This is a genomic window from Maribellus sediminis, from assembly GCF_011799805.1.
GTDB lineage: Bacteria > Bacteroidota > Bacteroidia > Bacteroidales > Prolixibacteraceae > Draconibacterium > Draconibacterium sediminis_A.
The window spans coordinates 295,549-317,144 of the sequence record NZ_WXUB01000002.1; the positions used below are offsets into that span (position 1 = coordinate 295,549).

17 protein-coding genes are annotated in these 21,596 nt (G+C 40.9%); 13 read left to right on the top strand and 4 right to left on the bottom strand.

Going from position 1 to position 21,596, the window contains the following annotated elements; translation table 11 throughout:
• Nucleotides 1-25: 25 nt before the first annotated feature.
• Nucleotides 26-1,630 (bottom strand): fumarate hydratase, encoded by a 1,605-nt coding sequence (locus HFD85_RS07860; RefSeq protein WP_167607350.1) that lies wholly within the window; start codon nucleotides 1,628-1,630, stop codon nucleotides 26-28.
• A gap of 238 nt (nucleotides 1,631-1,868) precedes the next feature.
• Between HFD85_RS07860 and HFD85_RS07865 the strand changes: the two genes are divergently transcribed.
• The 6 genes from HFD85_RS07865 to HFD85_RS07890 all read left to right on the top strand — a co-directional run bounded on the left by HFD85_RS07865 (nucleotide 1,869) and on the right by HFD85_RS07890 (nucleotide 9,637).
• Nucleotides 1,869-2,486, top strand: coding sequence for a hypothetical protein (locus HFD85_RS07865; protein WP_167607352.1), 618 nt, complete (start codon nucleotides 1,869-1,871; stop codon nucleotides 2,484-2,486).
• A complete protein-coding gene (locus HFD85_RS07870; RefSeq protein WP_167607355.1) occupies nucleotides 2,479-2,775 on the top strand; it encodes a transcriptional regulator in 297 nt (98 codons plus the stop codon). Before HFD85_RS07865 ends, HFD85_RS07870 begins: the two co-directional genes overlap by 8 nt.
• A gap of 136 nt (nucleotides 2,776-2,911) precedes the next feature.
• Nucleotides 2,912-4,129: a T9SS type A sorting domain-containing protein gene (locus tag HFD85_RS07875; protein ID WP_167607358.1), complete on the top strand. Its 1,218-nt coding sequence runs from the start codon at nucleotides 2,912-2,914 to the stop codon at nucleotides 4,127-4,129.
• A gap of 79 nt (nucleotides 4,130-4,208) precedes the next feature.
• The gene (locus HFD85_RS07880; protein WP_167607360.1) at nucleotides 4,209-6,215 is read left to right on the top strand and encodes a sialate O-acetylesterase; all 2,007 of its coding nucleotides are present in this window, start codon (nucleotides 4,209-4,211) and stop codon (nucleotides 6,213-6,215) included.
• An 85-nt stretch (nucleotides 6,216-6,300) separates the two neighbouring features.
• Nucleotides 6,301-8,709 carry a TonB-dependent receptor gene (locus HFD85_RS07885; protein ID WP_167607363.1) on the top strand — a complete coding sequence of 803 codons (2,409 nt, stop codon included), beginning with the start codon at nucleotides 6,301-6,303 and terminating at the stop codon, nucleotides 8,707-8,709.
• Nucleotides 8,710-8,854: 145 nt separating this feature from the next.
• Entirely contained in the window at nucleotides 8,855-9,637 is a 783-nt protein-coding gene (locus HFD85_RS07890; RefSeq protein WP_167607366.1) for a PhzF family phenazine biosynthesis protein, read from the top strand.
• Here HFD85_RS07890 and HFD85_RS07895 read toward each other — a convergent pair.
• Nucleotides 9,627-10,874, bottom strand: a complete 1,248-nt coding sequence (locus tag HFD85_RS07895) for an outer membrane protein assembly factor BamB family protein (RefSeq protein WP_167607369.1) — start codon at nucleotides 10,872-10,874, stop codon at nucleotides 9,627-9,629. The genes HFD85_RS07890 and HFD85_RS07895 overlap by 11 nt on opposite strands.
• A gap of 99 nt (nucleotides 10,875-10,973) precedes the next feature.
• Here HFD85_RS07895 and HFD85_RS07900 point away from each other — a divergent pair, with 99 nt between their 5' ends.
• The 4 genes from HFD85_RS07900 (at nucleotide 10,974) to HFD85_RS07915 (ending at nucleotide 13,974) form a co-directional block, all read left to right on the top strand.
• On the top strand, nucleotides 10,974-11,699 hold the full coding sequence (locus tag HFD85_RS07900) for a class I SAM-dependent methyltransferase (RefSeq protein ID WP_167607372.1): 726 nt from the start codon (nucleotides 10,974-10,976) through the stop codon (nucleotides 11,697-11,699).
• Between the two features lie 167 nt (nucleotides 11,700-11,866).
• The gene (locus HFD85_RS07905; protein ID WP_167607374.1) at nucleotides 11,867-12,100 is read left to right on the top strand and encodes a hypothetical protein; all 234 of its coding nucleotides are present in this window, start codon (nucleotides 11,867-11,869) and stop codon (nucleotides 12,098-12,100) included.
• 107 nt (nucleotides 12,101-12,207) lie between these two features.
• The gene (locus HFD85_RS07910; protein WP_167607376.1) at nucleotides 12,208-13,017 is read left to right on the top strand and encodes an FRG domain-containing protein; all 810 of its coding nucleotides are present in this window, start codon (nucleotides 12,208-12,210) and stop codon (nucleotides 13,015-13,017) included.
• Between the two features lie 48 nt (nucleotides 13,018-13,065).
• Nucleotides 13,066-13,974, top strand: coding sequence for an aldo/keto reductase (locus tag HFD85_RS07915; protein WP_167607378.1), 909 nt, complete (start codon nucleotides 13,066-13,068; stop codon nucleotides 13,972-13,974).
• Between the two features lie 17 nt (nucleotides 13,975-13,991).
• Here HFD85_RS07915 and HFD85_RS07920 read toward each other — a convergent pair whose 3' ends face one another.
• A complete protein-coding gene (locus HFD85_RS07920; protein ID WP_167607380.1) occupies nucleotides 13,992-15,038 on the bottom strand; it encodes a Gfo/Idh/MocA family oxidoreductase in 1,047 nt (348 codons plus the stop codon).
• Nucleotides 15,039-15,245: 207 nt separating this feature from the next.
• Between HFD85_RS07920 and HFD85_RS07925 the strand changes: the two genes are divergently transcribed.
• The 3 genes from HFD85_RS07925 to HFD85_RS07935 all read left to right on the top strand — a co-directional run bounded on the left by HFD85_RS07925 (nucleotide 15,246) and on the right by HFD85_RS07935 (nucleotide 20,490).
• Nucleotides 15,246-15,926, top strand: a complete 681-nt coding sequence (locus HFD85_RS07925) for a cytidylate kinase-like family protein (RefSeq protein WP_167607383.1) — start codon at nucleotides 15,246-15,248, stop codon at nucleotides 15,924-15,926.
• 303 nt (nucleotides 15,927-16,229) lie between these two features.
• Nucleotides 16,230-16,685 (top strand): RNA recognition motif domain-containing protein, encoded by a 456-nt coding sequence (locus HFD85_RS07930; protein WP_167607386.1) that lies wholly within the window; start codon nucleotides 16,230-16,232, stop codon nucleotides 16,683-16,685.
• A 142-nt stretch (nucleotides 16,686-16,827) separates the two neighbouring features.
• The gene (locus HFD85_RS07935) at nucleotides 16,828-20,490 is read left to right on the top strand and encodes a T9SS type A sorting domain-containing protein (RefSeq protein ID WP_167607388.1); all 3,663 of its coding nucleotides are present in this window, start codon (nucleotides 16,828-16,830) and stop codon (nucleotides 20,488-20,490) included.
• A gap of 27 nt (nucleotides 20,491-20,517) precedes the next feature.
• On the opposite strand, the gene HFD85_RS07940 is transcribed toward HFD85_RS07935, so the two are convergent.
• Nucleotides 20,518-21,513 carry an isoaspartyl peptidase/L-asparaginase family protein gene (locus HFD85_RS07940; RefSeq protein ID WP_167607391.1) on the bottom strand — a complete coding sequence of 332 codons (996 nt, stop codon included), beginning with the start codon at nucleotides 21,511-21,513 and terminating at the stop codon, nucleotides 20,518-20,520.
• Nucleotides 21,514-21,596: the final 83 nt, after the last annotated feature.

A 21,596-nucleotide genomic window follows, 5' to 3' on the forward strand; every position in this document is an offset into this window, starting at 1 on the left:
TTTTTTTATATCTGAAAAGTTGCTTTTACAGCGCTTTAAAGAAATCGTTTCCTTTATCATCAACAATAATAAATGCCGGGAAATTCTCCACTTTAATTTTGCGAACGGCTTCCATTCCCAGTTCAGGGAAATCGACCACTTCAACCGACTTAATACTGTTTTTAGCAAGAATTGCTGCCGGTCCGCCAATAGAACCCAAGTAGAAACCTCCGTGTTTTTTACAAGCGTCGGTAACAGCCTGCGAACGGTTTCCTTTGGCCAGCATGATCATCGAACCACCATGATCCTGAAACTCGTCAACGTACGGATCCATACGCCCCGCAGTTGTTGGTCCGAAACTTCCTGATGCCATTCCTTTTGGTGTTTTTGCCGGTCCTGCATAATACACCGGGTGATTTTTGAAGTATTCCGGCATTGGCTGGCCATCGTCAAGCATTTTTTTGATCTGCGCATGCGCAATGTCGCGGGCAACAATCAAAGTTCCGCTTAGGTTTAAACGGGTTTTTATCGGGTATTTTGTAAGTTCTTTCAATATATCTTCCATCGGTTGATCCAGGTCGATATCTACTGCCGGTTGCATCGATGGCGCTTTTGAAGGCAGGAAGCGTGCCGGATTTTTCTCCAACTGTTCCAGGAAAATGCCGTCTTCGGTAATTTTGGCTTTAATGTTACGGTCGGCACTACAGCTAACTCCCAATCCAACCGGACAGGATGCAGCATGACGAGGCAAGCGAATCACACGTACGTCGTGTACAAAATATTTTCCGCCAAACTGCGCTCCCACTCCGCTTTCCTGGCAAATTTTTGTTACTTTCTCTTCCCATTCAAGGTCACGGAAAGCCTGTCCACCATCGTTTCCTTCAGTCGGTAAATTATCGTAATAGCCCGCCGACGCTTTTTTAACCGTTGCCAGTGTAGCTTCAGCCGAGGTACCACCAATTACCAGGGCCAGATGATACGGTGGACAAGCCGAAGTTCCCAAATCCATAATTTTTTCCTTTACAAATTTGGTCAGGTTTTCTTCGGTCAACAGCGATTTGGTTTGCTGGTATAAATATGTCTTGTTACCCGAACCTCCACCTTTGGTTACAAACAGAAACTCATATTTATTTCCTTGTTCAGCGTAAATATCTATTTGGGCCGGAAGATTTGAGCCGGTATTTTTCTCCTCAAACATGCTGAACGGAACGACTTGTGAATAACGCAGGTTTCTTTCGTCGTAAGTTGTGTAAATCCCTTTCGAAAGGTATTCGGCATCATTTGCTCCCGTAAAAACGTTCTCTCCCTTTTTACCAATTACAATCGCCGTTCCGGTGTCCTGGCAGGTTGGTAATTCACCTTCTGCAGAAACAGCCTGATTCATCAACATGGTGTGCGCCACAAAACGGTCGTTGTCTGTTGCTTCCGGATCTTCCAGAATTTTGGCTAATTTTTCAAGATGAGCCGAACGCAGGTAGAACGAAACATCGCTAATGGCTTCGTTGGCCAGGTATTCCAGGCCTTTCGGATCGACTTTTAATATTTTACGTCCGTCGAGCTCAAGCTTTGAAACAAAATCTTTTGTGAGTAAACGGTACTCTGTATCGTCTTTAAGAATTGGAAATGGTTTTTGGTATTTAAAATCTGACATTATAGAAACGGTTTAATGAATAATTTTACCAAAGATAAAACTATTCGTTTTTATTACATGGTTTGAGGTTTTGGAATTCTGCAGAACCTGCATCATTTAATATTTACAGGATTTGCCTTTCCCTGACATTTATACACAGTTGAAAGACAGGAAACGATCTGTATAATTTTCAACAAAATAAACGAACCAAAGTTTGGTCTGTATTACAAACTTGTTTAATTTTATAAACAAAAACGACATGGAATCAAAAGCAACACCACGTGAAATGAGCGAAAGCGAATTGCTAAAGACACTCAAAACGGCAGTATCCACTTCCAGACAAACCCTCTACAACGACTGGATTCTTCTTGTTTTATGGGGTACTTCATTCACTATCGGATATTTTTTGATGTATTATAAATCCACCCGGATAGTGGTTTGGTGGGAACGCAATATAATAGATACCTTGAATATACTGGCGGCAATTTTGCTGATTGGCTTTACTGTATACTATCTCTATTTTCGTAAACCAAAATACAGTACTTACACGGCCATTTCCACACGTTATGTTTGGATCGGGATTATTGTCGCTCATAACCTGAATGTGATCGTAACAAAAAGTTTTTTACAGGAAGTCAATTTTTCGCTGCTTCATCCTTTGCAAATGGTATTACTTGGTTTTGCACTATTTGTCACCGGAGGTATTTATCGCTATAAGTTGCTCTCGATAAGTGGCGTGGTTATGTGGATTGCAGCTGTACTTTGTTCGCGTTTCGAATTGGTCGATCAGTTCCTGATTCGCTCAATTGCCAATTTTATATGCTTTGTTGTTCCGGGAATTATTATGTACACCAAAAGCAGGAGTCAGCATGTTTAAAGCGCTCGATCCGGTTCTTCATTCTCAGGTCAGGCTTTCTATTATGACCATTCTGCTGCCCTTAAAGTCGGCAGAGTTTTCATATTTGCTGTCGAACATCGAAACCACAAAAGGAAATCTCAGTTTCCAGATTACCAAACTGAAGGATGCAGGTTATATTGAAGTAAAAAAATCGTTCAAAAACAATTATCCGCTTACTACGCTTAAAATTACTTCAAAAGGAATCGACGCCTATGAACAATACATTGCGTCGATCTCTGAATATTTCAAAAAATCAGGGAAGATTTAGATTACTAAACACTCCTTTTATCTCTTTTATTTTGTTGATATTCAACTAGGTAGTGTTAATAAGTTTGATGCTTTTTTTGCTGTACTACTTCAGGTAATTATAGTTTTGTGGCAGCAAAAAGACAAAAGATTAGCAAATGAGGGGGGCATTATATGCATTGGTGAATGTGTATGTTCTTTTATACGCACCAATATTATTTTTACTCTCAAGCACTCCTTCAAATTCATACAGCGAAAACAACACGCCGGTGGCTGTTGACGATCATTATACATTGATGGTCAACTGCAACAACGATTTTCTAAGCGGCAATTTGTTAGACAACGACCTGATTGATTCAACAATTGTTGCACAGATTGCCTACGTAGTACCTTCTGATACCGGAAAGTTTACCTGCGATCCGGATGGAAATTTCGTTTATATTCCGGAAGATGGTTTTACGGGAACGATCACAGTTAGTTATTGTGTTTGGAATGCCTATCAGCGGGAATGGCATACCGAAGCCCGGGTTTTTATTTCGGTTTTGCCCGACAACGATTGCGATAATGTACCCGACGATGAAGATATTGACAACGATAACGACGGAATCCTGAATATTCACGAAGGAAGTGACGATCTGCTGGATTCAGACAACGACGGCATTCCTGATTGTTTTGACATTGACTCGGATAACGATGGCATTACCGATCTTATCGAATGGCAACAGGAAGATTATTTCATCCAGCCAAAATTAGTGGATGAAAATCGCGATGGCTGGGACGACGCTTTTGACGCTGTATTGGGCGGCGATTATTACGAACCGGTTGATACGGATATGGATGGAATACCTGATTATATTGATCAGGATTCGGACCATGACGGGATTAGTGATTACATTGAAGCAAACGATTTGAATAACGACTTCGTTGCAGATATTTCCATAACATTTCACGACGAAGATATGGATGGACTTGACGATGCATTTGATACCATAAATTGTTGTTCGTACCAGGAATGCACGGTCGTTAGCAATGTTGCCCTGCCTGATTTCAACCAGAACAATGTGCGCAACTGGCGTGATGTGGAAAATGTGACAGAACCGGTTGAAGAGAATGCTGCAAAAGCGCTTAATAATTTGTTAGTTTATCCGAATCCGACAACAGGCAATTGTACCGTCGCTTTTCTGGAACCTTTATCTTCCAGCGCTGCACATTGGCAATGTCACCTGTACAATCAGTCAGGTAACCTGGTTATGCAGTTCAAGATCCAAAAGCTGCCTTTTAATCTGAATATTAGCAATTTACCTGAAGGAACTTATCATTTACAGATTTTCGACAAGTACAACAGTTCGCATGCAACGCTAATTAAAACGAATTAAATTTCCTGTTAAATTCAGCCTAAAACTGAGATTTATTGTTGCAAATAATTAGCTTTATGGAAACATCAAACTTATTATAATGTACACAAAAAGATTTCTTTTAGCTATCCTATTGTTAGCCCTGACAATTGGAGTAAACGCCAACGTCAAACTTCCGAGAATTTTCAGCTCAAATATGGTACTTCAGCAAGGAATAGATATTCCTGTTTGGGGTTGGGCTGATAGTGGTGAAGAAATCTCCGTAATGCTGACGAAAACAGTCGTTCGCATGAATGAGAATACAAATGAGGGGGAAAAGCTAACCATAATGACAGCCTCAGCAAAAGCCATTGCCGATGAAAGTGGAAAATGGATAGTAAAATTACCGGCACAAGAATATGGAGGACCCTTTACATTGAGAATAAAAGGCAAGAACACTATCACTTTTGACAATGTAATGATCGGTGAAGTTTGGGTGTGTTCAGGACAATCGAACATGGAATGGCCACTTATAAATGCAAAAAACGGAGAGAATGAAGTCGCTGCTGCCAACTATCCTAATATTCGCTTATTCACGGTATCAAAGCGCGTGTCGCAATTTCCGCAGGAAGATCTAACAGATGGTGAATGGGTGGAATGCACCCCGGAAACTGCTCGCTTATTTTCTGCTGTAGGCTATTTCTTCGGTCGTTCCCTACTCGAAGAATTGGATGTGCCAATAGGTTTGATTCACACTTCGTGGGGAGGAACCGTTGCTGAAACCTGGACCAGTCCTGAAACCATTAAAAATGATCCGGACTTCAGGGAACCCATGGTCGAATTGCAGCAAATGGATGTGGAAGCTTATAAAAAGGAGAAAGAAGCCAAGGTTCGAAAATTGTTGGGCGGCGAACTTCCAACTGAAGATAAGGGTATGCAGAATGGGAAAGCGCTGTGGTCGGATCCGGATATGAACGACAGTGACTGGAGCAAAATAAAAGCTCCGGGTTTGTGGGAAGAACAAGGCTACCTCGATATAGATGGGATTGCCTGGTACCGAAAAGAACTGGACCTTATCGAAGAACAGACGCAAACTAACCTCAACCTGCATTTGGGCAAAATCGATGATGCTGATATCACATTTATAAATGGAATTGAAATAGGAAAAACCAATGCTTACGATGAAGAGCGGGTTTATACTATCGATAAAAAATACCTGAAACCGGGTAAAAACATGATCGTCGTTCGTGTGAACGACACCGGCGGTGGCGGCGGAATCTGGGGCGATCCGAAGGATCAGTATGTTGCTATTGGCCAGGAAAAAATTGATATTTCGGGCGACTGGAAATTCAAAATTTCCAAAGCTGTCGTACAAGCCATCGATTTGGGACCGAATTCGTACCCTACCCTTTTATTTAATGGAATGATCAATCCTATTGTTCCTTACGGCATTAAAGGAGCGATCTGGTACCAGGGCGAATCGAATGCCGATCGTGCGAAACAATACCAGCGCATTTTCCCGAATATGATCAAAGATTGGCGCACACACTGGAATCAGGGTGATTTTCCGTTTTTGTTTGTACAACTGGCCAATTATATGAAACCTACACAAAAACCTGCTGAAAGTGCCTGGGCTGAACTCCGTGAAGCTCAAACCTTGACGCTCGACCTAAGCAATACCGGAATGGCTTCTGCAATTGACATTGGTGAAGCAAACGACATTCACCCAAGAAACAAGCAGGATGTTGGAGAACGTTTGGCATTGAATGCGTTTAAAGTAGCTTACAACAAGGATATTGTTTACACCGGTCCTACCTACGAATCGGTAGAGTTTAAAGACGGCAAAGCATACATCACTTTTACCAATACCGGAGACGGTTTGGCCGTAAAAGACAAATACGGTTATGTGAAAGCTTTTGCGATTGCAGGTGCTGATAAAGTATTTCACTGGGCTAAAGCTGAGATCATCAACCCAACAACGGTGGTGGTACAATCCTACGCAGTAAAAGATCCGGTGGCAGTTCGCTTTGGCTGGGCTGATAATCCCGATGATCTGAACTTATATAATCTTGAAGAGCTTCCGGCTAATCCGTTCCGAACAGACGACTGGCCCGGAATAACTAAATAAGAAATGTGAATAAAATTGCTTCATTTGCACAATTTATTTATCAATAAAAGGTTGATAATAAATCCTGTTAATTAGTTTTGCGCCAATGAAGCAATTTTACATCCTCATAATTCTCTTGCTAACCGCCACTCTCAGTTTTGGGCAAAGCAGTAACGCAACCTTAAAAGGTGTTCTGAAAGATTCAAAAGGAGTGCCAATTGACATGGTCAATGTGGTATTAAAAGAATTTCCTACCCTGGGAACTACTACCAATGCAAAAGGAGAATTTTCGCTTCGCATTCCTGCAAAAAAGCAGCTAACGGTGGTATATTCCTTATTGGGATATAAAACTTTCCAGGATTCTGTTTTTGCCAAAGCTGAAGAAACAATCATCAAAAACATTGAAATGCCGGAGCAAAATCTGGAACTGGCAGAGATTGTGGTGCGTGAACAACGGCGAAACGGAGGAAGTCTGACCAGCCTCGATCCTAAAATTGTGACGGCCATTCCAAATGCTTCAGGCGCTTTAGAAACCATGCTGAAAACATTGCCCGGTGTATCCTCAAATAATGAACTGAGTTCGCAATACACGGTTCGGGGTGGCAATTTCGACGAAAACATGGTGTATGTGAACGATGTGGAAGTTTATCGTCCATTCCTGATTCGCTCAGGGCAACAGGAAGGATTAAGTTTTATAAACAGCGACATGGTTTCCACCATCGATTTTTCGGCCGGTGGTTTTAATGCCAAATACGGCGATAAAATGTCATCGGTGCTCGATATTAAATACCGAAAACCCAGCGATTTCAGAGGATCGGCGACCATGAGTCTTCTGGGAGCCACTGCACATTTTGAGGATGTTGGTTTAAAAGGAAAACTCTCTCACATTACCGGAATCCGGTATAAAACAAGTAAGTACATACTGGGAAGTTTGGATGAAACGGGCGAATACGATCCAAAATTCCTCGATATTCAGACTTATATTTCATTCCAGCTTTCCGAAAAATTTGACATTTCGTTTCTCGGGAATATTGCCCAGAACCAATACAAATTTATTCCTGAGGACCGAGTGACAAGTTTTGGCACCTGGCAAAATCCGTTGAATACAAAGATTTATTTCGAAGGACAGGAAGTGGATGATTTTAAAACCTACCTGGGAGCGTTAACGCTGAATTATCACCCGAACAGAAACCTGAACCTGAAATTTATAGGTTCGGCATATCATACCAAAGAAGAGGAAACTTACGATATTTTGGGGCAATATTATTTGAATCAGCTTGAACGAAACCTGGGTTCGGATGAATTCGGCGACAGCACCTTAAACCTTGGCGTTGGAAGTTTTCTAAATCACGCCCGTAACTACCTAACAGCAAACGTATTCAGCTTTTACCACAAAGGAGCATACAATTCTGACAAACATTTACTCAACTGGGGAATAAAATTTCAGCATGAAGAAATTGAAGACCAGCTGAATGAATGGATTTACCGCGATTCAGCAGGTTATTCCATTCCTTATTCTGACACTCAGGTTTTGTTGTATTACTCGATAAATACCAAAAACCGTATCAGTTCAAACCGAATTTCGGGCTACATTCAGGATACCTGGAGTTTCCCGCTTAGTTCAGGTGACCTCTACCTGAACGGAGGAATCCGCTTTAATTACTGGGATTTTAACGACGAACTGCTGGTCAGCCCGCGGGCCACGTTAACCTATTTTCCGGAATGGGAAAAGAAAATGTCTTTTCGCTTGTCCGCCGGTATGTATCACCAGTCGCCTTTCTTCAAGGAAATTAAAAACAGCGACGGAAGCATTAATTACAATGCAAAAGCACAGCGTTCGATGCAGGTTGTTGGAGGAAGCGATCTGTTATTTCAGGCCTGGGGACGTCCGTTCCGTTTTACTTCTGAAGCCTATTACAAGCACATGAGCCGTCTGATTCCCTATCAGATCGATAATGTTCGTATCCGCTACCTGGGCGAACAGGAAGCCACCGGCTATGCAACGGGTATTGATATGAAGGTAAACGGTGAATTTGTAAGTGGATTGCAGTCGTGGGCAAGTTTATCCTTTCTTCAAACCGAAGAAAATATAAAAGGCGACGGTCATGGAAATATTCCGCGCCCAACAGACCAAACGGTTAATTTCAGCCTGTTTTTCCAGGATTATTTCCCCGGAAATCCTACATACCGCATGCAACTGTCTGCCTTTTACGGTTCACGTTTACCCACTGGACCACCAAATGGCGAACGCTACCAGGATGTGTTCAGAATGCCGGCTTACCGCAGGATCGACCTGGGTTTTTCAAAAGTATTCATCAGCCCGGCCAACACCAGCAATGCATGGCTGTTGAAAGACTTAACCGATCTTTGGCTAAGTCTCGAAGTGTTTAACCTGCTCGACATCAACAATACCATTTCCTATTTTTGGGTATCGAGTATTTATGGCGATCAGTTTGCAGTACCTAATTACCTTACCGGAAGAAAGATAAACCTGAAACTTACGGTTAAATTCTAAACCACCTTGCCTCTTTGTTAAACACTACAAAATGAGAAGATTAGATTAATTCTTTCTTGTAAAAACTTTTTTGCAGAACTCGGTGTTCAATATCTACTAACTTTGAGGTACTGAAATTTTAACTCACACCATACAATATTTAAAGATGAAACTTACCATCTACCAGGTTGATGCATTTGCAGAGAACGTATTCGAAGGGAATCCGGCTGCCGTAATTCCACTCGAGAACTGGTTGCCGGACGAAACGATGCAAAATATTGCGCTTGAAAACAATCTTTCGGAAACGGCTTTTTTCTGCCCCACCGAAAATGGCTTTCAAATAAGATGGTTTACGCCACTGGCCGAAGTGGATCTTTGCGGACACGCAACACTGGCCTCTTCGCACGTATTGTTTCAGCATTTGAAATACGACAAGGATGAGATACTGTTTGAATCGCGTAGCGGCATTCTAAAAGTTACCAAGGAAGAAGATCAAATGGTGATGAATTTTCCATCGGCGAAGATTGAGGCCAAATACATTCCAACACGGCTAAAAACGGCCTTTAACGTGCATCCTGTGAAATGTTATATCGGACGTGATGATCTGATGCTGGTGTTTAACCGCGAATCCGATATTCAGAAATTACAACCCGATTTTACCAGTGTTGCTGAATCAACTAAACGCGGTTTGATCTGCACGGCAAAATCGGAGAAATACGACTTTGTCTCGCGTTTTTTTGCACCGGCTGTCGGAATTAACGAAGATCCGGTAACGGGCTCGGCACATACCATGCTTATTCCATACTGGGCCAAACAGCTGAATAAAACTAAAATGGTTGCCCGGCAAGTTTCGAAACGAGGCGGCACTTTATATTGCAAATACCTCGACGACCGGGTTGAAATAGGCGGTAAAGCCGTGACTTACATGCAAGGTGAGATCACGATTTAGCACTGATATCGTAAGCCATCAGCGCATCGCCATGACGAACATATAAAACGCCGTTTTTTATCACCGGATGAGCCCAGTGTTCTTTGGTTCCAAGTGGCACCTCGAATTTACTGACAATTTCAAAACTTTCAGGAGTTGCTTTAGCCAGTGCTATTTCGCCTTCGCGTTCGGCATAACAATAAAATCTGTCGTCGGCATAAATAACTGCGCCGCCGCCAAAATCTTTATTTTCAGCCAGTGTTTCCCCGTTTTTCCAGTTCATCACCCGCCAATCGGCCTTCATGTACGAAGAACCATAAAAACAACTATCAAGCTTAATTACTCCGCCCATCAGGTTTGTGTATCGGTTATTGCGCCATACTTCTTCCACACTTTTCCCGTCTTCGGATAATTGCAACTGAACCATTCCCGAAGTTTTTTCGCGCCCAGCACTAACCACCAGGATTTTCCCATCGGCATAAATTGGTGTATTGGCGTGAATTTTATTGCCTTGAGTTTGCTCCACACGCCAGTATTTTTCGCCTGTTTCGGCATCTATTCCCATAACCGAAGCCGAAGTCATCGCAATAACGAGCTTTTTACCGTTGTGCTCAATCAATATCGGGGAATTGTAAGTCGCTATCTCCCCTTCTCCTTTGCAGCTCCAAACCGGTTCGCCTGTAAAACGATTTAATGCAACTACATTCTTTTCGTTTCCGCCTGCAACACAAATCAGGTGATCGCCATCAATCAGTACCGATTCGGCATTCCCGAACTGGATTACTGAATCCACTCCAAAATCAGTTTGAAAGTCTTTCGACCATATTTCGTTACCGGAATTGGCATCAAGGGCATAAATTGCTCCCATTCCACTTTCGATATAAATAATATCACCCACAACAACCGGAGTTGAACGTGTACCATGAAAATTCAGGCTAAAATCTTTTCCGTATTCTTTTTCATAGAGCAGCTGGCCTTTATCGTTGAAAGCAAACAGTTTGCCCATCGATTCGATTGTATCGTTTACTCCAGTGACAAATACTTTGTTATTAGCAGCTGCAACCGAGCTGTGTCCGTATCCCAGTCCTTCAAACGACCACAACATTTCAGGACCGTTTTCGGGCCATTCTTTTAACAATCCGGTTTCGTTATAGATTCCGTCGCGATTGGGGCCGCGCCAGTCCGAAATTTCCTGCTTCTGCAAACAGCTGAAAGTGAATACGATTAATATGAAGGCGAGAAAAGAATACGTTTTCATACGTTTTGGTTTAAAGTAGTTGCGACTAAAATAGAAATAAATTACACGATTAGTATCTTTGCGCTGCAATTGATTACAGCAATTTAACAGCATTTATATATGAACTCAACAGCCGTGAGCAACAACGATCCGTTTGGAGCTGCCATTCATGATTTTTTTGAACAGGGTAAGGCGCCCGACATTGCCGTGAATACAAATTATACCGAAGATGAAATAATTCCTGTTTCCTATTTGTTTCGAAAGGAAAATGAAATGCCCGGACTCGAGAAAATGGCGTTGAAACTGTGTAAAGGAACGGTTCTGGATATTGGCGCAGCTGCCGGTTGTCATGCACTTGTTTTGCAGGAAAAAGGTCTGGATGTTACAGCGCTCGATAATTCGGCTCTTGCTGTTGAGGTGATGAAAAAACGAGGAGTTAAACAGGTATTGAATGCCGACATTTATGAGTTTTCTGAAAGGAAATTTGATACCCTCCTGTTATTAATGAACGGCACCGGAATTGGTGGTACGATTTCGGGATTAAAAAAACTCCTTGTACACCTTAAAAGTCTGCTAAATCCAAATGGTCAGGTTTTAATCGATTCTTCCGACATTAAATATTTATTTGAAGAGGAAGACGGATCAATGTGGATTGACCTGAACAACAGCAACTATTATGGCGAAATGCAATACGAGCTGAGTTATAAAAATCATAAAACAACGTTCGACTGGCTTTTCATTGATTCTAAAAAACTTCAAAAGCTTGCCACTGAGGCCGGTTTTCGATTCGAACTGGTGAAAAAAGGCGAACACTTCGATTACCTGGCGCAACTAACTATAATTTAGGCTTTAAAGTAATAAGTAGATGAAACATTGGTTTTCATCTTCGAGTGTTTTTGCAGACTGTAATCAGTCGTTTGCAGAATAGTTGGCGTTGTTCACCGATATTATTTTACACTTTGTTGTGATTTACATAATTTGGAATCGAATTTTTACAACAAAGCAAAAAAACCATGAAAGTAATTATTCTACTATCCTCCATTTTCTACATTTTAGGACTAAAACTGAGTAATAAAATCGACTTGATTAAATCAACTCCGAGAATAGAAAAAATCAGTATTCAAAAAGCAACTCCCTCCAAATCTGAGAAAACAATCGAATATAGTGAAGCGGAGTCGCTAAAAGCAAAAACCGACACGATTAAATGTGGCGGCAGCTGCACCAGTGAGGTGCTGGAATACAAATGATCTTACATTTAAGATAGATAAAAATTATATTGTTTAAGGGAAATCTTGCTGCAGGATTTCCCTTTTTCTTTTAACTTACAGGACCTAAAAACCAAAGATCGGCGAGTATGAATTGCAGAATAACTTCAAACGACATTCGGATTGAAAGCTGGAACCAACTGGTGGATGAAGTGTATTTTGATTCGTGGAAATCCTCGCTGGGAAGATTCCGCAGCGATTTTGCTTTTCGTGGTTTATCCGATTGCCGCTACCAACTCGCAAACAGTTTTCTGCGCAATTGCGGCAACCGGCCTGAATTGGAATATCATCTGCTTCGTAACTTCAGAAAATACGCACGAACAACAGAATCGGGACAGACTGAAACACAGCTTCGCTCGCTGGTACTGGCTCAACATCATGGTTTATCAACCCGCCTGCTCGATTGGACCTATTCACCATTTGTGGCCATGCATTTTGCCACTGCCAATACCGAAAAATACGATATCGACGGGGTGATCTGGCAGGTTGATTTTGTAAAAGTAAATGCGCAGATTCCTGAACCTTTAAAGGTGCTACTTGATGAAGAAAAGTGTAATGCCTTTACGGTTGAAATTCTCGAATCGAAATTTTCAACCATTCATCAACTGGATAAAACCATCGGAGCCGGACAGGTCTTATTTTTTGAGCCACCTTCGCTTGACGACCGGATTGTGAACCAGTTTGCTTTGTTCTCGGTTATGACCACTCCAACATCTATTCTGGATGAATGGCTGATCAGACATCCCGATTTTTACCGGAGAATAATTATACCCGCTAAATTAAAATGGGAGATCAGGGACAAACTCGATCAGGCCAACATTACTGAACGTGTGCTTTTCCCCGGGCTGGATGGTCTGGCCGCCTGGTTAAAGCGGCATTATCAACCAAAAGGCGGCTAAAACGTTATTGTTTATAGAATTAATATCTAAGCTATGTCTATATCAAACATGAATCGTCGGAAATTTATCGGAGCCCTGGGATTGGGAACCGCCCATTTAATGTTTTCAAATCCATTGTATGCCGGTAATTCACATGCACTGGGAACCAGTCCTGTACAACGTATTAAACTCGGAAATTCAGGCATTGAAACCACATTGATCGGGATGGGAACCGGCGTTCATGCCACCAACCGCACCAGCTATCTTACACGGCAAGATAAAGCTAAAAGTCTGGAAGCACTTGAATTTGCATACGATAAAGGCATCCGGAATTTCGATTTAGCCGATACCTACGGCACGCATCCATTAATGGCCGAAGCTTTGAAAAAAATGGACCGCGATGATTTGACATTAACCTCAAAAATATGGTTTCGTGGCGGCGGAATTCCCGAAAAAGAACGTCCGGATGCAGATGTTGTGATCGACAGGTTTAGACAAGAATTACAAACCGATCAAATTGATTTGGTTCAGATACATTGCATGGTTGAGGAAAACTGGACGGAAACCATGAAGCCGCAAATGGAGATCATGGAAACGCTAAAAGCCAGAGGCATAATTCGTGCCCACGGTGTTTCTGTGCATTCGCTCGATGCGATGAAAGATGCATTGAAGAGTCCATGGGTTGACGTGATCCACGTTAGGATCAATCCGTATGGAATTGCAATGGATAAACCTGACCCAAAGGAAGTGGTGGATGTGATTCATCAATTACACAACTCGGGTAAAGGTGTGATCGGTATGAAACTCGTTGGTGACGGCCAGTTACGCGATGACAGTCAGAAAATTGACAATTCGCTGCGTTTCGTTCTTGGTCTGGGAAGTATAAATATGATGATCGTAGGCTTTGAAACACCGGAGCAAATCCAAAACTATCTGGCTCGAATGGAAAGAGCTTTATCAGAGATGAATAAAGGATAATTTGTCTTACAGGCTCATCAAAGAATTATCGTTCGCTTTTCGCGGTTACTAAGCAGGCAAGCCTCCAGAATTTTTAGCACTTTCGCTGCTTCTTTCGGTTTTACCAGTAATTCAGCCTTATTTCTGATTGCCTCAAAAATATTATCGTAAAACATATTGTAGTTGCCAGGAATGGTTTCAATCAGTTCTTCCACATCCTCACCGTCTTCTTCGTAAACCAACGTACCCCATAACTCCGGCTCTTCCCTGCCCCAGTCTTCACCTTCGGGTAAATTCCCGGCTTTCAAGGTCTCTTCCTGCGGATCGATGCCATATTTATAAAAGGTACCGTATTCACCATGAATGGTATAGCGTGGACCAGGATCTTTTACCAGGTAGGAACACTTTAGCAAGGCCGCAAATTCATCGTACTCCAGGCGAATATCGTAGTAATCGGTAACGACCCCGTTTTTCCGAACAATTTTTAAATGCGCAGTAACTGCTTTTGGCCAGCCGAATAAAACAAATGCCTGGTCAACCATATGCGATCCCAGGTTATAGAGCACGCCACTGTATTCGTCTCCTTCTTCTTTCCATGTATCAGGAGTGATAGTAGTTCGGTACCTGTCGAAATGCGATTCAAACTCCACCAACCGACCGAATTTAGCTTCTTTAATCACTTGCTCAACCGTTCTGAAATCGGCATCCCACCTGCGGTTTTGAAAAACTGAGAAAACCACTCCTTTTTCTTTGGCAAGTTCTGCTAATTCTTTTGCTTCACTACTTTTTAAAGTGACAGGCTTTTCTACAACTATATGTTTTCCTGCAATGATGGCTGCTTTTGCCATCTCGTAATGTAATTTGTCGGGGGTATTCACAATTACCAGTTCAATATCCGAATCGTTCAGTATAGCATCGTAATTGCGTACAATTTTTGCATCCGGAAAAAGTTCTTTCGACAGTTCTTTTGATCGCTCAAGAACAGCAAGCACTTCGAAGGAAGGATTCACTTTTAATAAGGGGCCGTGAAATACTTTACCCGACATCCCGTACGAGGCAATTGCGGTTTTTATAGCAGTACTCATTTCATTCTATTTTTTGATTTTTAAATGTAATGAAATAAGCTGAGCCGGCTAAAACTTGTTGAAAAACATCTGCCGTTTTCCCTATTGTATAACACATTCATCGCTAAAAGAAAAGAAATGATCGTAACTTAGAGATACAATAAACCAGATTGGCTAAGCTAAATTATGGAGACATTTATCAACAGTTACCTTAAAAATCTCAAATGCATGAATCTCGAAACCGGTGATTTTCCCGGTCCGTTTCTAACCATCTCACGACAGGCAGGTTGTTCAGCACAACGAATTGCGATTAAGCTATCGAAAATCCTTACGGGTTACAGTTACATGTCGGAAACCAAAACTGACGCCGAATGGAAATGGGTCGATAAGAAGGTGTTTTCGGATGCTGTAGACGAAATGATCGACGAAGTTAAATCGGGCGATTTCGATGATGCAGAAGAATCGGTTCAGTTTTTAAAAGAGGTGTCGCGTGCATTTTCCGACGAAACGATTTACGACATTTCGGATGAAAACCTCATAAACACTTTAAAAGGAATCATTTGCAGACTGGCCAATCAGGGAAGAACGATTATTGTTGGCCGATCGGCGGGTGTAATCCTGAAAGATGTTCCCAACAAGCTAAACATCAGACTTGAGGCACCAACCGACTGGCGCATTCACCGGGTAATGCAGTTAAAGGATCTTAGTCGTGCCGAGGCTGAAACCTATATTAACCAGGCCGATTCGAAACGTGATTCGTTTATTGAAAAAATAATTGGGCGAAAAGCCGAGAACAATGATTTTGATGTCATTTTTAATTATGCATCGCTGGAAGATGATCAGATTGTTGATGCGGTTATCAACATTTTGAAGAATAAGCGAATTATTGCTTCGTTAAATGATGCATAAAACCTTAGAATTATTAAATTTACTCACATGAATTAACGTCTCCGCTAACGGAGATATAAATACTTAAATCTCACCTTACAAGGGCCTTTTTTCGAAAAGGCCTTTTATTTTTGAAAAAACTTGCCCTACTGTGATGCATTTCTGATAAATATGACTTTAATTTGTATATAGAATTTTAAACGTACTTCACTTTCAAGCGGTTGTGTTGCCGTATAATTTTCTAAACGTTCTTCTTAAACTTATTTTGCAGGCGTATTTAACGCCTAAACTTATTACATTTTAATTTAATTTTCTTTTTATTTTATGAATTTATTTGTTGCACGGTTGAAGCCTACAATTACAGGCGAAAACCTCGAGGAACTCTTCTCAGTATTCGGAGAAGTAACATCAGCTAAAGTTATTATTGACAAAGAAACCGGAAACTCAAAAGGTTTTGGTTTTGTTGAAATGCCTAACGAAGAAGAAGCAAATGCAGCTATTGCAGGACTAAATGAAACGGAAGTAGAAGGTAACAACATCGTAGTAAAAGAAGCCAATCCACCACAGGAACGTCCACGTAGAGATTTTCGTGGCGGTGGCGGCGGTGGTTTTAACCGCGGCGGAGGCGGCGGTTATAATCGCGGCGGCGGTGGTGGCGGCTACAATCGCGGCGGAGGCGGCGGTGGTGATCGTCGTGGTGGCGGTGGCTACAGTCGTGGCGGCGACCGCAGAGGCGGTGGCGGCGATTTCGACAGAAACCGTGAAGACAGATGGAGTTAAAACAAACGAACGGTTATTAAAAAAGGCGCTTTTATCAAAGCGCCTTTTTTATTGATTCTAAATAACCCAAGCCATTCATTATAATACCAATTTTTATATTTTTATATGTAAATAAACTAATTAATCCACCTTAACTGTTTCTATGAAAAAGATTTTATTACTAATCGTTATCCCCATTATTTGTTTTTTCATTGTTTCTCCTTCCAATGCTTCAGAAAATAATTTTAGCTGGTATAGAGAAGAACAAGCTAATTCTTCTGAAGTCTGTAATGCAGCAGTTAAGGAAGTTCCTTTTTCTGAATATAAAGCCCTGGAAGATCTTTACTATTCTACAGTTGGAAGTTCATGGAAGAATAATAGCAATTGGCTTGATACAATAAATAATTCAATTGATGACTGGTATGGAGTAACAGTGGAGAACGGACATGTGACAAGACTTGAGCTCTCAGGAAATAACCTTCAGGAATATATTTTTGAGAATGAAGTACAATTACCCTATCTACAAATTCTGGATTTAAGTAATAATTTAATTGATGGTGCTAATTTCAATAGTCTGGACAGTTTAATGAACTTGTCTGAAATTCATGTTGAAAATAATGTTCTCCTCTTTCGTCAAATCCGTCAATTATTAAATTTGCCCAATACTGATGTTGTTACGTATATCCCACAAGGAAAAATTGGAATAGCTCAAAAAATTGAATTAGAAGAAAGGGAAGTACTTGAATTGAGTTTTAATCCGTACATCTACTCGGAAGATGATCAATTTCAATGGTATAAGAATGGGGTCGCAATTTCGGGAGCTCAATCAGGCAGCTATCAAAAATCGGCTGCTGAAGAAACAGATACTGGAATTTATACCTTAAAAATCACCAATCCGAATGTTCCCGGCCTAACCTTAGAAACTGAAGCAATCAATGTTAATGTCGCTCCTGCTCCAATATTCGTTAGCGGAATTCCGGAGGCAGAATACCTGGCCTTGCTGGAATTATTTAATGCGCTTAATGGGCCAAGCTGGAGGGACAATACCAACTGGCTTGATATCACTAATCATACTGTCGACGACTGGTATGGCATAACCATTGAAAATGGTCATGTGACAATGATCAATATTGATCATACAAATGCCTCCGGAAAAATTCCAGCCAGTATTGGTAACTTTACTCAATTACGTTCACTTCAACTGTCTTTTTGCGGAATTAGAGGAGCTATTCCAAAGGAGATTGCCAATTTGAATGAGTTGATGTTTTTGGATCTTTCTAATAATTTTATTGGACCGCAATTCAATAACGGAATTCCAGATCAGGAAAGGTGTATTCCGGATGGTCTCGAGAGCTTAAAAAAGTTAACTTATTTACAAATCGAGTGGAATAAGCTCTTTTTTAATGATATAGAAGCCGTGTTCTCATGGGATAATTTTGATAAAATACGTTTTCTGTATCGTGGACAGGAACCTATGAGTATGTTGTATAATGAGGTTTGGACAGATCCAAATAAAACATTTATTGTTTCATTATCGGATTATATACCTGGACCATCTGATCAATATCAATGGTATAAAGATAATGTTCCGATTGAGAATGCCAATGATTCAATACTAATCCTTGAGAATGTCCAAAAAGACGATGAAGGCAAATACTATTGCGTCATTACAAATATCCTGGCAACAGAAACAAAGATCTTCTCCAATTTTACGGATCTTCGGGTAAGGGTTATTCATGGTGCTGGTATTCCTCTATCTGAGTATAAAGCCCTGGAAGCGTTTTACAGCACTACTAACGGTGTTTCCTGGAGTATGAAAACCAACTGGTTGGATACTATGAATCATACAGTATCTGAATGGGCAGGAGTTTTGATTCGCGACGGACATGTACGTGGATTACAGTTGGATTCGAACAATATTGTAGGTATAATTCCCGAACAATTCTACGATCTAGTTTATCTTGAACAAATTGCACTGGCTCATAATCATCGACTTTCAGGTGGTCTGTCCGGCAAAATAGGCAGGCTGCAACAGCTTAAAGTACTTTCGCTTTCCGGTACCAGCTTGAACGGTGAACTTCCGAATGAATTAGGAACTCTTAATAATCTAACACATATTTTTCTGGCTTATAATCAGATGTCGGGATCAATTCCGGCTACAATCCAGAACTGTAAGAATTTAAAGTTTATTCAACTTAGGAACAATAAAATAACAGGAGAAATACCTGTTGAACTGGGTAATCTTAGTCAACTTGAAATTATAGATTTGGCAAATAATCAATTTGTGGGAACCATCCCTGCTTCTTTTGGGAGCTTAGAATACCTCCGAATTTTGGACTTGTCGAATAACCAATTGGTAGGTCCTGTTCCTTCTGAACTTTCAAATGTGACAGGCATTACTCGTTTCGATATTTCAGGAAACCTGTTTGGATCTACTTTAGGATTTAAATCAGCATCGGTTAAAAACGACTATTCACACAGACAATTACCTGATGAATTGGGGCAGGTTCTAACCATGGACACCTTGATATTAGCAGGAAACAGCCTGCAATTCAACGACATTGAAGCTATTTTCTCGTGGCCGAATTTTGAAGACATGAATGAATTTGTTTATGCGCCACAAAATAAAGTTGGAGTATCAAAAACTATAGACGCAGAACAATCAGCCGACATTCTACTTTCCGTTGATAATTATTTTCCTGGAGAATCGGATACTTACGAATGGTATAAAAATGGTATATTAATTACCGGTGCAAACAATAAGGATTTTAAATTAGTTGATTTACAAACTGAAGATAGCGGAATCTATAACTGTAAAATTTCGAATTCAAAAGCAACTGATCTGGTTTTATGGAGCGAAGACATAAGATTAGTAATCACTGAAAAAGAGCCCATCACTCAGATCTCAAAAAAACAATATGCTGCATTAGAGGACATAGTCCTCACATATCCAACAGCAAATTTTGGCATAAACTGGCTCGATACGACTAATGTTGATATTAGTGAGTGGGAAGGGCTAACGGTAAGAAACGGCCATGTTATCGCTCTCGATCTCTCAAACCGGAATCTGGAAGGAGAAGTGACGGATATTTTCTCAGCCTTCGATTCACTGGAGTGGGTAAATTTATCAGGCAATAATTTATACGGACGATTTCCAACATTTAATGAATCAAAATCAGGAAAGGTTCAATTGGCAGAAAATAATGATTACAACCTAAAATATTTGAACATTGCAAATAACCGGTTCATATTTTCCGACCTGGAACCGTTAGCCGATGAACTGCTTGCAATTGATACGTTTATTTATTTTCCGCAACAGCGAATAGGATCAGAGGTAGATACTTCAGTATTTAAAAATGAAGATCTTTCAATCGAAATTGAAGCGTATATCAGCGGAAATAATGATGTACAAAGCTGGTTTAAAAACGATGAGTATACATTGGTGAACCAGCCGACTTACCTTATCAACAATGCAAGTTTGCAGGATAGTGGCATCTATTATTTACAGGTTACAAATTCGGTATTTAGCGAATTAACATTGAAATCAGCTCCCTACAAATTATCAGTTTTGACTCCGGTCGAAATTAATGATTTGCAACGTTCAGCTATTGAGGTTTATCCAAATCCTGCAAAAACAAAGCTGTTTATTGCTTCAGAAAATATTGTGATAGATTTGGAGTTGTTCAATGTTTTAGGTGTGAAGGTGTTGGAGTTAAATCAGTTTCAATGTGGATGGATTGATATTAGCGGCTACCCAAAAGGAATATACCTGATAAAACTGAATTCAGATAAATCGACAGTAAGTAAAAAAATAATTTTTAAATAGAAAAAGGAGCTTTAAAAGCTCCTTTTTTTATAATTTCTTCAGCCAAGCCTCCGCATCAACCAATTCAGTTTTATCGTTTGTTTTTAGCGCATAATTAAATCCAGGCTGTATACAAAACGATCCGTATTCGCCTTTTGTATTTAGTGCGATGTAGCCTATCTGGTGGTTTTGGTAATCCGGTATTTTTCTGGCAATTCGTTTAACAGCTTCCTCGCAGGCTTTTGAGGGCGACATTCCCTGTCGCATTAATTCAACCACCAAAAATGAACCAACTGTTTTCATAACCAGTTCGCCCGATCCTGTTGCTGTGGCACCGCCAACCTCTCCATCAACAAAAAGACCTGCCCCGATAATGGGTGAGTCTCCCACCCTGCCCGGCATTTTGTAACCCATTCCGCTGGTAGTACATGCCCCGGAAATCCGGCCGTCTTTATCTAATGCAAGCATACCGATCGTATCGTGGTTGTCTTCGGTCACATTTTCAATATTGATCTTATTACTGAATTTGGCGTTTTCCTTTTTCCACTTCTTCCACGATTCTTTACGTGCTTTTGTCAGCAGTTTTTCCTTTTTAAAACCATTGTCAAGCGCAAATTCCAGTGCTCCTTTTCCGCTAAGCATTACATGTGGCGTTTTTTCCATTACCAGGCGTGCTACCGAAACAGGGTGTACAATATGCTGAAGATAAGTAACACTTCCTGCCCTGCCTTTTTCGTCCATGATACAGGCATCGAGTGTAACTTTTCCACTGGCATCGGGAATACCGCCTTTTCCTACAGTAATCACATCCGGATCTCCTTCAGGAACACGAACACCTGCTTCAACGGCATCGAGCGAATGACCACCTTCGGCCAGTATTTTCCAGGCTGCTTCGTTGGCCGGCAAACCATGGTTCCACGTTGAAATTACTATGGGGAAATTACCTTCTATTTCTGTTAATCCTGTGGCAAAACCATGCTTTGCCATTCCAATTCCAGCCAGTGCCAGTGAGCTTTTTGCCAGAAATGATCTTCTTGAAATCATACTAAAAAATTGTAGGTTAAAAACGCAAATTAAATAAAAAGAATACCATTACGAACGGTATTTTGTTTTTCATAGCAGCCAAG

What these genes read in the sequence shown, in the direction of transcription:
- HFD85_RS07860 (WP_167607350.1), bottom strand. Translation starts at nt 1,630, where the DNA reads ATGTCAGATTTTAAATACCAAAAACCATTTCCAATTCTTAAAGACGAT.
- HFD85_RS07865 (WP_167607352.1), top strand. Translation starts at nt 1,869, where the DNA reads ATGGAATCAAAAGCAACACCACGTGAAATGAGCGAAAGCGAATTGCTA.
- HFD85_RS07870 (WP_167607355.1), top strand. Translation starts at nt 2,479, where the DNA reads ATGTTTAAAGCGCTCGATCCGGTTCTTCATTCTCAGGTCAGGCTTTCT.
- HFD85_RS07875 (WP_167607358.1), top strand. Translation starts at nt 2,912, where the DNA reads ATGAGGGGGGCATTATATGCATTGGTGAATGTGTATGTTCTTTTATAC.
- HFD85_RS07880 (WP_167607360.1), top strand. Translation starts at nt 4,209, where the DNA reads ATGTACACAAAAAGATTTCTTTTAGCTATCCTATTGTTAGCCCTGACA.
- HFD85_RS07885 (WP_167607363.1), top strand. Translation starts at nt 6,301, where the DNA reads ATGAAGCAATTTTACATCCTCATAATTCTCTTGCTAACCGCCACTCTC.
- HFD85_RS07890 (WP_167607366.1), top strand. Translation starts at nt 8,855, where the DNA reads ATGAAACTTACCATCTACCAGGTTGATGCATTTGCAGAGAACGTATTC.
- HFD85_RS07895 (WP_167607369.1), bottom strand. Translation starts at nt 10,874, where the DNA reads ATGAAAACGTATTCTTTTCTCGCCTTCATATTAATCGTATTCACTTTC.
- HFD85_RS07900 (WP_167607372.1), top strand. Translation starts at nt 10,974, where the DNA reads ATGAACTCAACAGCCGTGAGCAACAACGATCCGTTTGGAGCTGCCATT.
- HFD85_RS07905 (WP_167607374.1), top strand. Translation starts at nt 11,867, where the DNA reads ATGAAAGTAATTATTCTACTATCCTCCATTTTCTACATTTTAGGACTA.
- HFD85_RS07910 (WP_167607376.1), top strand. Translation starts at nt 12,208, where the DNA reads ATGAATTGCAGAATAACTTCAAACGACATTCGGATTGAAAGCTGGAAC.
- HFD85_RS07915 (WP_167607378.1), top strand. Translation starts at nt 13,066, where the DNA reads ATGAATCGTCGGAAATTTATCGGAGCCCTGGGATTGGGAACCGCCCAT.
- HFD85_RS07920 (WP_167607380.1), bottom strand. Translation starts at nt 15,038, where the DNA reads ATGAGTACTGCTATAAAAACCGCAATTGCCTCGTACGGGATGTCGGGT.
- HFD85_RS07925 (WP_167607383.1), top strand. Translation starts at nt 15,246, where the DNA reads ATGAATCTCGAAACCGGTGATTTTCCCGGTCCGTTTCTAACCATCTCA.
- HFD85_RS07930 (WP_167607386.1), top strand. Translation starts at nt 16,230, where the DNA reads ATGAATTTATTTGTTGCACGGTTGAAGCCTACAATTACAGGCGAAAAC.
- HFD85_RS07935 (WP_167607388.1), top strand. Translation starts at nt 16,828, where the DNA reads ATGAAAAAGATTTTATTACTAATCGTTATCCCCATTATTTGTTTTTTC.
- HFD85_RS07940 (WP_167607391.1), bottom strand. Translation starts at nt 21,513, where the DNA reads ATGATTTCAAGAAGATCATTTCTGGCAAAAAGCTCACTGGCACTGGCT.